Here is a 15,167-nt window from a genome sequence, read left to right on the forward strand (position 1 = left end):
GGGTGAACCCGGTCACCGGAAAGCGCGTCGTCCCCGCCGCAGTCGCGCGCGATGTCGTGTCGGTCATGGCCACGTGCGGTGTGTACGACGGATCGGGACGATGGATGCGCCGGGTCGGCATCCCCGCGAAGTCGAGCGTCTCGGGCGCGATCGTGCTTTCGGTGCCCGAGACCCTCGGCGCCGCGGTCATCAGCCCGCCCCTCGACGAGCAGGGGACGAGCGTCCGCGGCAGCAAGGCCTGCGACCTGCTGAGCGCCGAGCTCGACCTGCACGTGTTCGGGTCGCTCGGCGACTGATCAGGTGTTCTGCGGGAACCCCAAGTTGATGCCGCCGTGGCTCGGGTCCAGCCAGCGTGCCGTGACCGCCTTCTCCCGCGTGAAGAAGTGGAATCCCTGTCGACCGTAGGCCTTCGAATCCCCGAACGCGGAGGCCTTCCAGCCGCCGAACGAGTGGTACGCGACCGGCACCGGAATCGGCACGTTGACCCCGATCATCCCGACCTGGATCTCGTACTGGAAGCGCCGGGCGGCACCACCGTCGTTCGTGAAGATCGCCGTACCGTTGCCGAACGCGCCCGAGTTGATCAGCTCGACGCCCTCTTCGTAGGTCGCGACGCGCACGATCGACAGCACCGGCCCGAAGATCTCCTCGATGTAGGCAGCCGATGTGGTCGGAACCCGATCCAGCAGGGTGGGGCCGAGCCAGAAACCGCCGGGCGCTCCGTCGGGAACGACACCCCGACCGTCCACCACGATCTCGGCGCCGTCGCTCGCCGCCAAATCGATGTACCCGGCCACCTTGTCGCGGTGCTCGCGGGTGACAAGGGGGCCCATGTCGCAGCCGCGGCGCCCGTCGCCGATGCGGAGCCCGGCCATCCGCTCCGAGATCTTCTCGATCAGTGCGTCGGCGACAGGTTCCACCGCGACGACGACCGAGATGGCCATGCAGCGCTCGCCGGCCGAACCGAAGCCCGCGTTGACCGCCGCATCGGCGACGAGGTCGAGGTCGGCGTCGGGCAGCACGAGCATGTGGTTCTTCGCCCCGCCGAGAGACTGCACGCGTTTGCCGTGGCGCGCGGCCGTTTCGTAGATGTAGCGCGCGATCGGGGTGGACCCGACGAATGAGATGGACGCGACATCCGGATGCTCCAGCAACGCATCGACCGCGACCTTGTCGCCGTGCACCACGTTGAACACCCCGTCAGGTAGCCCGGCCTCGGTCAGAAGCTCCGCCATCCACATCGCGGCGGACGGGTCCTTCTCGCTCGGCTTGAGGACGACGGTGTTCCCCGATGCCAGGGCGATGGGGAAGAACCACATCGGCACCATGGCCGGGAAGTTGAAGGGGCTGATGATCGCCGCGACACCGATGGGCTGGCGGAACGAGTAGACGTCGACGCCCGTCGAGGCGTTCACCGAGTAGTCGCCCTTCAGGATGTCGGCGAAGCCGAGGGCGAACTCGAGCACCTCCTGGCCGCGCGCGATCTCGCCCAGGGCATCCGAGACGACCTTCCCGTGCTCGGCCGTGATGAGCTCTGCCAGTTCGGGCTTGCGCTGCTCCAGCAGTTCGCGGAACCGGAACAGGATGGCCTGGCGGCGCGCGATCGATGTGTCGCGCCAGGCGGGGAATACGGTCGTTGCGGCCGCCACGGCAGCGTCCACGTCGGCAGGCTCGGCCAGCACGACGGCGCCGCTCTGCTCGCCCGTGGCGGGGTCGTAGACGGTGCCGAGTCGGCGGTCATCGGAGTCGTGGCGCTCGCCATTGATCCAGTGCGGGATGCGCGTGGTCATTGTTCTCGTTTCGTTCGTAGATCGGGTCGGTCCATGACGACGACGGCGCGTCCGGTGATCTCGCCCCGGGCGAGGGCCTGATACGCGGCATCTGCATTGTCGAGGGTGTAGCGGCGCGTGACAAGGCGTGCGGTGTCGAACCCGCCGGCCTCGGCAATGTCGACGACCGCGGGCAGGTCCTCGCGCGTGCGCGCACCGAACGATCCGGTGATCGTGTAGCCGCGGCGAACGAGGGGGGTGATCTCGACCTCGGCGGCCGCGTCGCCGGCCGCGATGCCGATCGCGACCATCCGGCCCCCGTCGGCGAGCAAGCCGATCGCCTGTCGGAAAGTGGCGGGGTGACCGAGCGCCTCGAAGGCGACGTCGACACCCAGACCATGACCCAGACCGCCGGTGATCTCGCGGACGGCGGTGGCGGCATCGGTCTCGCGCGAGTTGACCGTGTGCGTCGCGCCGAGGGCCATGGCGGCCTCGAGTTTGTCGTCGGCGACGTCGATCGCGATGATCGGGTCGGCGCCCGCGGCGCGGGCCATCTGAACGACTCCGCTGCCAACGCCGCCGACCGCGACGATCGCGACCGCTTCGCCCGGTCGGACATCGCCTGCGCGGTGCACGGCACCGTACGCGGTGAAGGCGGCGCATCCGAGGACGGCGGATGTGACGGGGTCGAGGTCGTCCGGCAATCGCGTCAGCGCGGTGATCGGCACGACGGCGTATTCGGCAAGCCCGCCCATCGAGTACATGGCGAGGAAGGAGCCATCCGGCATCGAGAGGCGGCTCTCGCCGTCGTACAGCGTGCCGTTCAGGCGGTTCTGCCCGAAGAACTCCGCGCACAGGTCGTCACGCCCGCGGGAGCAGGCGGGGCAGTCGCCGCAGGGCATGATGAAGGCCCCGATGACCGTGTCGCCGATCGCGAGTCCCGTGGTCGGGGGAGTGTCGTCGCCGAACGCGACGAGCGTGCCGCTGATCTCGTGGCCCATCACCGCCGGCCGGGGAAAGCGCACCTCGCCCTTCATGACGTGCAGGTCGGTGTGGCACACGCCGCACGCGATGACCTTGACGAGCGCCTCTCCCGCCCGCGGCACGGGGCGGGGGACCTCGAGGATCTCGAGCCCCGGTCCATCCGCGCGCAGCACGGCGGCCTTCATCGTTCGGGGCGCTGTGGCAGTCATGGTGATCCTCGACGTCATCGTTCAGGGCTCGTGTTCGCAAGCATGGCAAGTTCACCACGGGCCGGGCAAGGGACGTCGGTGCGGTTGTCGCTGGATGAAAACGTCCGCGGTGGGGGATCGAATTATTGGCACTCTCATACGTCGAGTGCTAATCTTTGATTGTTGAGTCGAGTCGGCTCAACTCCATCAACTCCATACCGAACCCGTTCATCGCCGGACGCGAATCCGGCGCAACAAGGAAGGACACCACCATGGCGACATACGACCCGTTCCGCGACCTCGACCGCCTCGCGACGAGCCTTCTGGATGCGCGGCGAGGCCCCCGTCGCATGCCGATGGACCTCTACCGCGATGGCGACCACTACGTGCTGACCGCCGATCTGCCCGGGATCGACCCGGGGTCGGTGGACATCGACGTCGACGGCCAACTGTTGACGATCCGCGCCGAGCGCACCCTTGCGGCCGGCGACGGCGTCAAGTGGATCACCCGCGAGCGTGAAGCGGCGAGCTTTTTGCGGCAGCTCAACCTCGGTCAGGGAGTCGACACCGACCGCATCTCTGCGAGCTACAACAACGGCGTGCTGTCGGTGACGATCCCCGTCAGCGAGCGCGCCAAGCCACGCAAGATCGAAGTGGCGACGGATGCCGATGCTTCCGTCATCGCAGCGCGCGAGTCGGGAGCTGACTCCTCGGGGCCGCAGCTCATCGAGCAGTAGTCAGAACCGCGTGTACAACGGATGCCGCGCCCTCCGGGGTGCGGCATCCGTATTTTGCGGCGTGCTCAGTCGGTCGTTTCGCGCAGTTTCGCCGTCAGGCCGCGGAGCGCTTCGAGTTCGTCGTCGCTGAGCCGGGACATCCGCTCGGCGATCGTGCGTGCGTGCTGCGTCGCGACGACGCGAAAAGCGGCCGCACCCGTCTCGGTCGCGCGGACGAGCGCACCGCGACCGTCATCGGGGTCGGCGCATTTGGTGACCAGGCCGCGGACCACCATGCGGTCGACGAGGCGAGAGACGGATGGCTGGCTGACGAGCATCCGTGCGGTCACATCGCGCAGTCGCGCGGTCATCTCGGGTCCGCGTGTCACGGTCAACAGCACGTCATACTCGCCCTGTTCGAGGCCGGTGCCGCGGAAGTCGCTGCTGATCTCGGTGAACACCTCGTGCTGCGCGCGGAACAAACTCTCCCACGCTTCAACGGCGAGGCGGCGGTTCGTCATGCCGTACAGGCTACTTGTCCGCGGCCGGTGGCGGGCGGGTCGCGGAGCGCCCGTGTCTAGGCTGGGCCCATGCGTGCATTGCTTCGAACGGGACTGATCGTCGCGATATCGATCGCGATGTCGATCGTCGTCGCTGGAGGAGTCGTCGCGGGGGGAGTGGGCGCCGGTGTTCCCCCGGCGTCCGCCGCGGAGCGGGGTACGGGGTCCGACTTTGCCGCCGCCGTTCCGAGCGATGTCGACGACTTTTCGTTTGCGAGCCTCGACGTCGAATACACCCTGTCCCGGGCCGAAGACGGCACCAGTCGGATGCGGGTGATCGAGACGTTCGTCGCCGTCTTCCCCGAGAGTGATCAGAATCGGGGCATGCGGCGGCTCATCCCGAACAGCTATCTGAACGCACCCCTGTTTCCCTCTCTCGTTTCGGTGACGGACGAGACGGGTGCCGAGAGGCCCGTCGAGACCGACGACGAAGACGACTTCCTCATCGTCACCTCGCGAGCGGATGACTACGTGCATGGCGCGCAGACCTACGTCTTCACCTATGACCTTCAGAACGTCACGCGGGGCTTTGATGACACGGGCGTCGACGAGCTGTACTGGGACGTCAACGGCGAGGAATGGGCGCAACCGTTCGACCGCGTGGATGCGCGCGTGGTGCTCGACGGAGACCTGGCCGAGGCGGCGACCGGCGATGTCGCGTGCTACCAGGGGTCAACCGGCTCGACCGATAACTGCGAGATCGACGTGGCGACCGATGCGGCGGGCGCCGTCGTCTCGGCACGCGCCGATGCCTTGGCGCCGCGCCAGACGATGACGATTGCGGTTGCCTTCGAGCCCGGCACGTTCGCCGCGTTCGATTCGTCGCCCTTTGCTTCACCGGTCGGATGGTTGCAGGGCGGGGCGACGCTCGTCGCTGTGCTGGCCGTGGTCTGGGCCGCGGTCATCCGTCGCCGTCGGCTGCGTGACGACCCGGGCCGGCCGACGGTGATCGCCGAGTACGACCCACCGCCAGGCCTCGACGCGCTCGAGTCCGCGGTGCTGTGGGGCGCGCAGACCAAGGGCATTCCGGCGGAGGTGCTGGAGCAGGCGATCGCGGGCTCGATTCGAATCGTCGAGGGCGAGCGCAAATGGGGCAGTCAGACATTCGAGCTCGAGCTCGTCAACCGTTCGCTGGCTGACGAGAACGGCCGCGAGCTGCTTGACGGGATGTTCCCCGACGGGAAGACGACGTTCACGCTCGGCAAGAGCGACGCGCGGGTGTCGCGCACGGCGCAGAAGATCCTGAAGGAGGCGGATGCGACGCTGGCCGCGATGGGTGTGCGGCGCGAGGTGCCGGGAATCGTGCGAGCGCGGCCGATCCTCGTCGGAGTCCTTGCGGCGGTCGCGTCGGTGATTCTGGGCGTTGTCGGTCTCGAGGGTGGGATCACCCCCGCCTGGTCTGTTCCGCTGCTCGTCGCGGCGCCCATCCTCGCGATCACGGCGGGTGTGCTGGTCTCGCGCCGGCCCCTGACCTCGCGCGGTGCGGAACTGCGCGACCACCTCGCCGGGGTGAAGGTGTTCATCGAGTGGGCGGAGGCTGACCGCATCCGGATGCTGCAGTCGCCGCAGGGAGCCGAGCGCACGTCGATCGCCGTCGACGATCCGCGACAGATGATCAGGCTGTACGAGCGTCTGCTGCCCTACGCCGTGGTGTTCGGCCAGGAGAAGAAGTGGGCCGAACACATCGTCGTCTACTACGGCGACTCCACGCCCGGCTGGTACTACGGCACGAGTGCTTTCAGTGCGGCCGCTTTCTCGTCGAGCATCTCTTCCCTGTCGACGAGCTCGTCGACGGCATCCACCTCGGGTGGATCGTCCGGCGGCGGTTCCGCGGGCGGTGGTGGCGGCGGCGGTGGCGGCGGCGGGGTTTAGGTCCTAGCCCGGCCTCTATCCCTGCCCTCACCCCGGCCGCGCGCGTCTACCTCGCCGATGCCCGTGTGGGTGCACCGGGCGCCAGGGCCTGTGGGCTTCGACCCAGGCCGGTGCGCGGGTTTCGGGCACTCCGTCGCGCATGCGCACCTCCCATCCGCTCGTCTCGAGGGTGCGGTGATGGAACCAGCACAAGAGCACGCCGTTGTCGGTGTGCGTCGGTCCGCCGCGGGCGTGGTCGGTCGCGTGATGGACCTCGCACCAGGCCGAGGGGACGTGGCATCCCGGGATGACGCATCCGCCGTCCCTCGCGATGATCGCGCGCCGCTGGTGCGCCGTGAAGACGCGCTGTGGTCCGCCGAGTTCGATGATGCGGCCGTTGGCGTCGAGAACAAGGCGCTGGATGCCACCGGAACACGCAACCTGTCGAGCGAACGTAGCGGGAATCGGCTGGGCAACCGCGTCGGCGCCCATGTCGTCGCTCAGGTGCGCGGCGTCGAGTAAGCCGAAGCCGTCGCGACGCTCGAGTTCGGAGGCGCTGATCGTGACGAGCAGCGTCGGTGCGCTGCCGCCGATCGAGGGCGACTCGGCCGCGCGCGCTGCCACCCCGAGGATCGCCGCGAGAGCGTCGTGCTGCCGCTGCGCCCGGGTGCGCGAGTCATCCCCCGCGTGCGCGGCGTCGTGCGCGCCGGCCGTGTCCTCAGTGAAAGCAGGGCGGCCGCGGTCTGCCACGCGCGGGCTGATCTGGGCGTCGAAGAGTCGCTGCAACTGCGCTGCAACGTCGATCGTCAGCGCGCCCGAGAGGGGAGTCAGGCCGTCGCGCTCGCGGCCGAGGGTCAGGCCTCGACGCCGCATGGTGCGGTCGGGGTCGGGGAGGACGCCGTCAGGATCCAGGTACAGCGCCCAGAGCTTCGCCTGCATGCGGATCTCGTCGGCTGCGGCCGGTGGTGCGCCGTCGGGCGCGGTGCCCGTGGCGGCCGCAACCAACTCGCCCTCGGCGGCCGCGACCGCCTCCGCCCCGCACCGTTCGGTCAGGGAAGAAAGGGTGCCGGTGATGGCGACCAGCGAATCGATTCCCAGCTCGCCGGCGCTGAACGCCACCCGCGCCGCGGGAAAGTCTGAGGGAAGAGTTTCACCCGCGAGGCCGAACCTCGGCGCTATGTGCGCGCCGAGTCGCAACCGAGTCCGCGCCGTCGCGCCCGACACCGAACACAACCGCTCGAGGAGTTCAGCCGGGTTGCGGCATCCGAGACACGAGCTCAGCCCCTCCGCTCCTCGCTCGGGACCAGACCTGCGTCCGACCTCCGCGGCCGCGAGCGTTCGCAGCGCATCCGCCCGCCTGCCCAGTTCTTCCGCGGCGCGCGTGAGCTCCAGGAGCTCGTCGTCGGGCAACAGGGTCAACTGATTCCGTTTGGGGAGTACGTGCGCGTCGAGCAGGGCGGATGCCTCTGCCACACCAGCCCGCAGCGTCGTGCCGAGGGATGCCTCGGTATCGCGGGGTGCGGTCGTGAACATGCCTCCAGAGTCCCATCAACCACCGACATCGACGGCGACGAAAGACCTGGTCAGCGGCGGGATCTGTGGATAACTCTGGGTGACTCTCCCTGTGAAGGAGCGAATGCGCGCCGCGGCACGCAGGCAGATCGCGGACGGCAAGAGTAAGGGCCGGTCAGAGAGGCTTCTGACCGGCCCTTGTCCCTTGCACCAAGAGTGTCCTGCAATCACATGTCGGTAGCTGCCACAGCAAACAACTTCCGTGCTTGCACTCTATAACGGCGAGGTAACGACAAGCAAGGTTTCCCGTTATCTATCTGTGATGTTTTCGTCGAGCTAGATTCGCCTCATGAGGCTGACACCATTGCCTCCCGCCGGGAGCTGGAATCACCAGGGGCTGCGGGTCGGCTTCGAGGTTGCGTTCTTCCGTGATGTGCGGGTCATCGTTTGACGGGGCACACAACGGCGAACGAGTCGGGCGCCCTGTGGTCGGTCGGCTACGACCTGACCGTGGATCCTTCGTGGACGACGGTCTCGGTGCGAGCGTCTCGCCTGGGTGCTCAGGGGACGGGCGAGACGACGGTGACGCGTGACGCGCAGGGTCATTGGATCGTCGACGGGACGCAGCGCCCGGACCTCGACGGATGCGTTGACGTGGACTTCGAGTCATCCGCTGTCACCAATACACTCCCCATTCATCGGCTCGACTTCGTCGTCGGAGCCAGCGTCGACGTGCCCGCGGCTTTCGTTCGCGCCGATGACCTTCGGGTGGAACGCCTGGAGCAGCGATACACCCTGGTCGGGACCACGCCCGACCGGTTGCTGTTCCACTACGAGTCATCGACGTTCGATTTCGCGTGCGACATCCCGTTCGACCGTGCGGGGCTCGTCGTGGAGTATCCCGGTATCGCCGTTCGGACCCCTACCGGGCGCGGGTGAGCGCGGCGCGAGTCACGGCCCGCCCATCCAATGGTCGATCCGGTGAGTGTCGGGGGTGAATCCGTGGGCGACGCCATACAGCACGGCCTGAGTGCGGCTCGTCGCGCCGATCTTGCGGTAGACGGATCGGATGTATGACTTCACCGTGTTCGGGCTCAGGTAGGTGAGGCTCGCGACCTCGGCGTTGCTCTTGCCCTGGGTGATGAGCGCGAGAATCTCGGACTCGCGGTCGGTGATGCCCTCGAGTCGTCCCGGCCAGTCGAGCCCCGGCGCGCTGGGCGCCCGGCGGCCCTGATTGCTGATCACGAGTTCACCCGCGTGCACCGCCTCGATCGCCGCGACGAGCTGCGGTGCCGTCAAGGTCTTCGAGAGGTATCCATCCACCCCCTGGCGCCGAGCCGATTCGATGAGTTCGGGATGGAAGTTCCAGGTGTACATGACGACGCGACGGGCGCTGGGGTTCTTGATGAGCTCGGAGATCTCGTGATGGTCGGACTCGGGCTGCGCAAAAGAGTCGTACAGCACGACATCAACCGAGTCGCTCACCCCCCTGTTCGCGTCGATCTGGGCGACCAGAACTCGATCACGGTATTCGTCGAACAGATGCGCCAGCCCTTTCAACACCACGTCGTAGTCGTCGACGAGGGCGACGGTGATGGGGCGCGAGGCCGGGGATGAGGGCATGCTCGAGCTTTACACCCCCAGGGGTGTGCCGCCACACCCTGAGGGGTGATGAAGTCAGGTGTTGTCGCGAATTGCGGCATCCCGCGCATCGAATGGTGCGCGTCCACCACGCCTCTCGGCGTCGAGAAGAGGAGCAACCATGCTCGGTCTCATCATCAGCATCATCGTCATCGGCCTCATCGCCGGATTCATCGCTCGCGCCGTGGTTCCTGGCAAACAGGACATGAGCATCCTCATGACCATCGTCCTGGGAATCGTCGGTTCGTTCGTGGGTGGATTCCTCGGCTTCCTGCTCTTCGGGCAGGACGCCGCCGACGGCTTCTTCCAGCCGGCCGGAATCATCGGTTCCATCATCGGCGCGATCATCGCGCTGCTGATCTACGTCATGGTCAGGGGTCGTGGCGCCTCAGCGCGTCGCCGCGGCTGATCCGCAGCGCGTCCGTGCGCATCCGGTCGCGATCCACGTCGTCGTCCGGACACAAGTGAGGGCCGGTCAGAGAGGCTTCTGACCGGCCCTTGTCCCTTGCACCAAGAGTGTCCTGCAATCACATGTCGGTAGCTGCCACAGCAAAACAACTACCGTGCGTGAACTCTATAACGGCCAGGTAACGATGGGCAAGGTTTGTCGTTATCTTTCTGTGACTCTTTGCGCCGCCGGTGCCAGAGCAAGCGCATCCGCGCCGGCGGCCGCGGCGTCCGCGTCCCGGAGCTTCGGCCTGCGGGGCCACCAGAAGGCGTCCTTCGTGATGAACGCGAGCGCGGGAACGATCACCGTGCGTACGAGCAGCGTGTCGATGAGCACACCGATGCACACGATGATGCCGATCTGCGTCAACGTGATGAGCGGGAGCACTCCGAGCACCGCAAACACCGCGGCCAGGAGGATTCCCGCGCTCGTGATCACCGCGCCCGTTGCGGCGAGGGCACGAATCATGCCCTGCGTGATGCCCAGGTGGTCGGACTCCTCTTTCGCCCGCGTCACGAGGAAGATGCTGTAGTCCACGCCGAGTGCCACGAGGAACAGGAAGCTGAACAGCAGCACGTTGGTGTCGATGGCGGGGAAGCCGAAGAGCGGCGTCTGGAAGAGCCACCAACTCAGGCCGATGGCCGAGAAGAAGCTCGCCACGACCGCCAGGAGCAGCAGCAGCGGCGCGACCAGCGCTCGCAGCAGCACGACCAGGACGATGAACACGAGCACCAGGATGAGCGGGATGATCAAAGCCTGATCGCGGGCCTGCGCGTTGGTGACGTCGAGGGCTTGGGCATCGAGTCCCCCCACCAGGCCCTCACCGGTGCCGACGCCGTCGAGGGCGGCACGCATCCGCTCGACCGTGGCGAACGCCTCCTCGGTCTCGGCGTTCGCACCGAGAGTGACGTCGATCCGGGCGAGGTCGTCTGTCGTCTCGCCGATCGTCGCGGAGTCGACGCCGTCGAGGGCGGCCAGCGTGCTCTCGGCCTCTTCGGCTTCGTCGAGCGGGACGATGACGATGGAGGGCGAGGTTGTGCCGGCCGAGAATGCCTCGGCGAGCACTTCCTGGCCCTGGACGGCCTCGGGCTTCTGCAGGAATCGGTCGTTCTGGGAGAGTCCGGTCTGGACGAAGAAAAGCCCACTTGCCATCACGCCCAACACGATGAATCCGCTCGTCGCCACGATGACCGGGCGCTTCGAAACGGCGCGCCCGAGCTTGCCCCAGATGCTCCGTGCGATCGCATCGGGGGATCCGAATCGCGGAATATACGGCCAGAAGAGCCCACGGCCGAACAGGACGAGAGCTGCGGGAAGGACGAAGAGCGCGAAGATCATCGCGACGACGATCCCGACGGCGCACGCCAGACCGAGGGCGCGGTTTCCGGCGAGTTCGGCGAGCAGCAGGGTGAGCAGGGCAAGCGCGACGGTCGACCCGCTCGCGATGATCGCGGGGCCCGCTCCGCGCAGGGCGCGTCGCATCGCGACCCGGCGATCCTCGTGCAGGCGCAGCTCATCGCGGTACCGCGCGATGAGAAGCAGCGCGTAGTTCGTTCCGGCGCCGAAGACGAGCACCGACAGGATGCCGGTGACGGATGCATCGAGTTGAATGCCGACCGCACCCGCCACCTGGCGCGCCACGATTCCGGCGAGCGCGTCCGCGATACCGATGACGACGAGGGGAACGAGCCACAACCACGGGCTGCGATAGGTGATGAGCAGCAGTACGGCGACGACGATCACGGTGGTCAGGAGAAGGGTGAAGTCGGCTCCGGCGAAAACGGCAGCGATATCGACCTCGAATCCCTCGGCTCCGGTCAGGTAGACCCGAACCCCGTCGAGGTCGGCGGATGCTGCGTCGCGAATCTCCTGGGCGCGTTCGTTCTGCGCGGCGACGTCGGTCTCGGGCTCGAGGGGAACGACCATCAGGGCGACGGTTCCGTCCTCCGAGATCCGTGCGGGGGGCACGAACCCGTCGCTCGAGATGTCGGCCAGTTCGCCGAAGGCTTTCTCGTTGATCAGGGTGATGGTCTCGTCGTCCAGCGTCCCCTCATCGGTGGCGAACACGAGAAGCGCCGATGTCCCGTCCGCGCTCGGAAACTCGTCGCGCAACTGATCGACCTGGACCGACTCGGCGCTGTCGGGCAGTCCGACCGAGGGTGCCGTTTCGGACTCTTCGCCTCCCGCGATGCTGAAGAGCGCAGCGGCTGCGAGAGCCGCCAGGACGAGCACGATCCATGACGTCTTGGCGGATGTGATGAAGCGCAGCAAGCCGCTCATAGGGATTCTCCACGTCTGCGAAAGTTATTTGACCTTCAAACTATATGACTATCGAATGAATGTAGCGATATCGTGGGTCTCATGCAACCGAGGTACGGCGACGGTACAGGCGCGGACGCGTCCGGGTTCTCTCCCACCCGTCCGGCCACGGCGTTGTTGCGAGAGTTCATCGAGCTCACCGATCAGTTCGAGCGTGCGATCGCAACCGAGCTCGAGGTCAATCCGACGGATCTGGCGGCGATGGAGCATCTGCTGATGGGTGGTCCGCTGGGTCCGACCGAGCTGGCGCGGCGCGTGGGTATCTCAGCGGGGGCTGCGACCACGTCGATAGACCGGCTCGTTGCTCTCGGTCACGTGACGCGCGAGCCCCACCCCACAGATCGCCGTGGCACTCTCGTCGTACCGCAGCCCGCGTCGCGCGACCGGGCGATGGGACGGCTCATGCCGATGATCATGGGCATCGACGCCGAACTCGACTCGTTCACAGCGGGCGAGCAGGTGGTCATCACCCGGTACCTGAGTCAGGTGGTCGAGCGATTGCGGACCCACGCAAGCCCTCGGGTGCCCGGCGTCGAGGGCTGAGGAGACTCTCCGCCGGTCAATCCATCCAGAGTCGCTCGATCGGGATCTCACGACCCAGGATGCGTGTCGCCGCACGGTGTCCCGAGCACATCGCCGCGGTGACGGTGGCCGGGTCATCCGTCCACGTCGCCTCGCCCGCCAGGTGCAGGACCCCACCGATCGGGGTAGCCAGGGCGTCGTGGTCGTCGGTCGTCGACCCGAGTGTCATGTACGCATACGAGCCTCGGGCGAAAGGGTCGCCCTGCCAGTCGGTGATGTGGACGTGGGACGGTTCCTCGACGCGGTCGCCGTAGAGCCGACGCAGCTGCGCGAGCACGGACTGGCTGACCCGGTCTGTCGCCCAGTCCTGCGTCTCGATGCCCGCGGGTCCCGCCGCGAAGGTCAGCAATGTGGGCTCGCCGTGCAGGGCGGTCAGGTCGTACCACGAGTGCCACCAGCGTCCCTCGGGACCTTGCTGGCGGATCGCGTATACGTCGTCGTCCCAGAACTTCGTCGGGAAGCGTAGGAAGACCTTCTCGAAGGCGTTCATCGTCAGGCGTCCGAGCGCGCCCGCCACCGGTTCGGGGAGGGCCGGGTCGATGACGAAATCGTCTGACTGCAGCACGCCGACAGGCACGGTGGCCACCGCATCGCGTGCGGCGAATGTTCCGCGATCGGTCGTCAGGACGACTCCGTCGGTGCTCCACTCGACGCGAGTCACCACGTGCTCGAGGCGCACATCGAGTCCCCGCGCCAACCCCGTCGCGAGGGCGTCGTACCCCTGAGGGAAGACAACTTCGTCGCCGTCGATCGAGTCGTCGTCGAGGCCGTGGGCCGCGAGATCCTCGATCCACGCGCCGTACTGCTCCTCGGCGCGGTGCTCGAGGTATTCGCGGACGCGCTGGACGCGGTCCTCGCTCCAGTTCTGAAGCGCGAGGGCTGCTTCTGTCACGTCGCGGTACGAGGCATCCGGGCTCGATGAGGCGATCACGTCGACGAGAGTCGCGTCGACGGCATGGATGTCTGAGACATAGGCCTGTGCGGCGGCGTTCGAGAGGCGGTGCCCGTCGGGCCCGTAGTGGGCGATCGGGCGGCTGTCGGCCTGATATCCGCCGACCGTGAACTCGACCATCGGCATCCCGAACGCTTTTGCTGCCGCCGCGACGGGGGAGTCGGTGATGCCGTGGATCCAGGATGCGCCGAGGTCGGTGACGAGCCCCTCGCTGCGGTCAGTGTGCACCCGGCCACCCACGCGGTCGCGCGCCTCGAGAATCACGACGCGGCGCCCTTCTCTCGTAAAGAGGCGCGCTGCGGTCAGTCCTGCGATGCCCGCGCCGACCACGATCGTGTCGAAAACGTCCACGGCGAAACCTCTCTCGACGCGCCCGCATGGCGCGATCCCGACGCTATCGCTCCGACCTTGTCAAGCGCGAGGGGTCGGCACTTCAACCTCACTCGCGGATACCCCCGGGGGTATGATAATCTGAGGTCGAACGACGAGAGAGGTCAGTCATGTGCAGTCCGGTGGCGTGCGATGTGTGCGGAAAAACGACGTGGGCCGGATGCGGCCAGCACGTGGAGGAGGCGCTCAGCGGTGTCCCCGAGAACCAGCTCTGCGCGGGGCATGATGTTGCCGCGTAGGGGCCTGCGCTCCCTGGGCGGCGGACTGGCCCTTGCTGCCGTTGCCGCGCTCCTCGCCGGATGCGCGGCGTCCCCGAGCGGTGCGGTGGTCGAGCTGGGCGCCGACACCGTCGTCGTCGATGTGCGCACCCCGACCGAATTCGCCTCGGGACACCTCGAGGACGCCGTCAACATCGACTTCCAGTCTTCCGAGTTTGCTTCCCAGATCTCGGAGCTGGACGAAGATCTCGACTACGTCGTCTATTGCCAGACCGGCAATCGATCCGCGCAGGCGGTGGCGCAGATGAAAGAACAGGGCCTGTCGGTTCAGGATGCCGGTGGCGTCGACGAGGCCGCGCAGGCGACCGGTCTGGAGATCGTCCGATGAGGATCGTGATCGTCGGTGGGGTCGCCGGGGGAATGAGCGCCGCCGCTCGCGCGCGGCGCCTCGACGAGTCGGCCGAGATCATCGTGCTCGAGCGCGGCCCGCACGTATCGTTCGCGAACTGCGGCCTGCCCTACTTCGTCGGCGGTGAGATCGAGGATCCCGCGAAGCTCCTCGTGCAGACGCCGGAGACGCTGCGCGCGGCGCTTGCGCTGGATGTCCGGCCCGGGCATGACGTCATCGCCGTCGACACTGCCGCGAAAAACGTGACCGTGCAGACGGCGAATGGTCTCGAGGTCATCGACTACGACGCCCTCGTGCTCGCTCCGGGTGCGGCCGCGGTCATCCCCGAGATCCCGGGAATCACCTCCGCCCGGGTTCGCACGCTCCGCACCGTCGACGACGCCCTCGCGCTGCGCGACTCGGTCACGGGCGGCGCTCGCCGTGCTGTCGTGCTCGGCGCCGGATTCATCGGTGTCGAGGCTGCCGAAGCTCTGGCCGCGAGCGGTCTCGAGGTGTCGATCGTGCAGAGCTCCGCGCATCCGCTCAGTCCCTTCGAACCCGATCTCGCCTGGCTCGTTTCGCAAGAACTGCGAGCGATCGGAATCGACGTGCACGCCGGCGCGACCGCGACCGCGATCGAGGAAGGTGC

At 67.4% G+C, this 15,167-nt stretch carries 15 protein-coding genes; 8 read left to right on the forward strand and 7 right to left on the reverse strand.

What is annotated here, in order from left to right:
- On the forward strand, positions 1-296 hold a 296-nt coding region (locus MIC448_RS06820; protein WP_036297689.1), incomplete at its 5' end, for a glutaminase.
- Here the strand turns inward: MIC448_RS06820 and MIC448_RS06825 are convergent.
- The gene (locus MIC448_RS06825; protein WP_036297692.1) at positions 297-1,790 is read right to left on the reverse strand and encodes a CoA-acylating methylmalonate-semialdehyde dehydrogenase; all 1,494 of its coding nucleotides are present in this window, start codon (positions 1,788-1,790) and stop codon (positions 297-299) included.
- Complete coding sequence (locus tag MIC448_RS06830) at positions 1,787-2,962, reverse strand: zinc-binding dehydrogenase (protein ID WP_243419916.1); 1,176 nt, start codon at positions 2,960-2,962, stop codon at positions 1,787-1,789. Before MIC448_RS06830 ends, MIC448_RS06825 begins: the two co-directional genes overlap by 4 nt.
- A 251-nt stretch (positions 2,963-3,213) precedes the next feature.
- Between MIC448_RS06830 and MIC448_RS06835 the strand changes: the two genes are divergently transcribed.
- A complete protein-coding gene (locus MIC448_RS06835) occupies positions 3,214-3,678 on the forward strand; it encodes an Hsp20/alpha crystallin family protein (RefSeq protein WP_036297696.1) in 465 nt (154 codons plus the stop codon).
- 65 nt (positions 3,679-3,743) lie between these two features.
- On the opposite strand, the gene MIC448_RS06840 is transcribed toward MIC448_RS06835, so the two are convergent.
- Entirely contained in the window at positions 3,744-4,178 is a 435-nt protein-coding gene (locus tag MIC448_RS06840; protein ID WP_036297698.1) for a MarR family winged helix-turn-helix transcriptional regulator, read from the reverse strand.
- A gap of 69 nt (positions 4,179-4,247) precedes the next feature.
- Here MIC448_RS06840 and MIC448_RS06845 point away from each other — a divergent pair, with 69 nt between their 5' ends.
- Positions 4,248-6,089: a DUF2207 domain-containing protein gene (locus tag MIC448_RS06845; protein ID WP_243419917.1), complete on the forward strand. Its 1,842-nt coding sequence runs from the start codon at positions 4,248-4,250 to the stop codon at positions 6,087-6,089.
- A gap of 27 nt (positions 6,090-6,116) precedes the next feature.
- On the opposite strand, the gene MIC448_RS06850 is transcribed toward MIC448_RS06845, so the two are convergent.
- A complete protein-coding gene (locus MIC448_RS06850) occupies positions 6,117-7,601 on the reverse strand; it encodes an HNH endonuclease signature motif containing protein (RefSeq protein WP_036297699.1) in 1,485 nt (494 codons plus the stop codon).
- A 426-nt stretch (positions 7,602-8,027) separates the two neighbouring features.
- Here MIC448_RS06850 and MIC448_RS06855 point away from each other — a divergent pair, with 426 nt between their 5' ends.
- A complete protein-coding gene (locus MIC448_RS06855; RefSeq protein WP_199484416.1) occupies positions 8,028-8,519 on the forward strand; it encodes a putative glycolipid-binding domain-containing protein in 492 nt (163 codons plus the stop codon).
- Positions 8,520-8,531: 12 nt separating this feature from the next.
- On the opposite strand, the gene MIC448_RS06860 is transcribed toward MIC448_RS06855, so the two are convergent.
- Positions 8,532-9,203, reverse strand: coding sequence for a response regulator transcription factor (locus tag MIC448_RS06860; protein ID WP_036297702.1), 672 nt, complete (start codon positions 9,201-9,203; stop codon positions 8,532-8,534).
- Between the two features lie 139 nt (positions 9,204-9,342).
- Between MIC448_RS06860 and MIC448_RS06865 the strand changes: the two genes are divergently transcribed.
- A complete protein-coding gene (locus tag MIC448_RS06865) occupies positions 9,343-9,630 on the forward strand; it encodes a GlsB/YeaQ/YmgE family stress response membrane protein (protein WP_036297704.1) in 288 nt (95 codons plus the stop codon).
- Positions 9,631-9,831: 201 nt separating this feature from the next.
- Here the strand turns inward: MIC448_RS06865 and MIC448_RS06870 are convergent, their stop codons facing one another.
- Positions 9,832-11,949 (reverse strand): MMPL family transporter, encoded by a 2,118-nt coding sequence (locus MIC448_RS06870; RefSeq protein ID WP_051513284.1) that lies wholly within the window; start codon positions 11,947-11,949, stop codon positions 9,832-9,834.
- A gap of 81 nt (positions 11,950-12,030) precedes the next feature.
- On the opposite strand from MIC448_RS06870, the gene MIC448_RS06875 reads away from it, so the two are divergent.
- The gene (locus MIC448_RS06875) at positions 12,031-12,531 is read left to right on the forward strand and encodes a MarR family winged helix-turn-helix transcriptional regulator (RefSeq protein ID WP_081766230.1); all 501 of its coding nucleotides are present in this window, start codon (positions 12,031-12,033) and stop codon (positions 12,529-12,531) included.
- Positions 12,532-12,547: 16 nt separating this feature from the next.
- On the opposite strand, the gene MIC448_RS06880 is transcribed toward MIC448_RS06875, so the two are convergent.
- Positions 12,548-13,873, reverse strand: coding sequence for an NAD(P)/FAD-dependent oxidoreductase (locus tag MIC448_RS06880; protein ID WP_036297706.1), 1,326 nt, complete (start codon positions 13,871-13,873; stop codon positions 12,548-12,550).
- A 261-nt stretch (positions 13,874-14,134) separates the two neighbouring features.
- Here MIC448_RS06880 and MIC448_RS06885 point away from each other — a divergent pair, with 261 nt between their 5' ends.
- Together MIC448_RS06885 and MIC448_RS06890 are read left to right on the forward strand one after the other, a co-directional pair.
- Positions 14,135-14,518, forward strand: coding sequence for a rhodanese-like domain-containing protein (locus MIC448_RS06885; RefSeq protein WP_051513286.1), 384 nt, complete (start codon positions 14,135-14,137; stop codon positions 14,516-14,518).
- Positions 14,515-15,167: FAD/NAD(P)-binding oxidoreductase (locus MIC448_RS06890; protein ID WP_036297708.1), on the forward strand; the 653-nt coding region annotated here is incomplete at its 3' end. The genes MIC448_RS06885 and MIC448_RS06890, both read left to right, overlap by 4 nt.

Origin of the sequence: Microbacterium sp. C448 (assembly GCF_000582705.2) — a bacterium.
Lineage (GTDB): Bacteria > Actinomycetota > Actinomycetes > Actinomycetales > Microbacteriaceae > Microbacterium > Microbacterium lacus_A.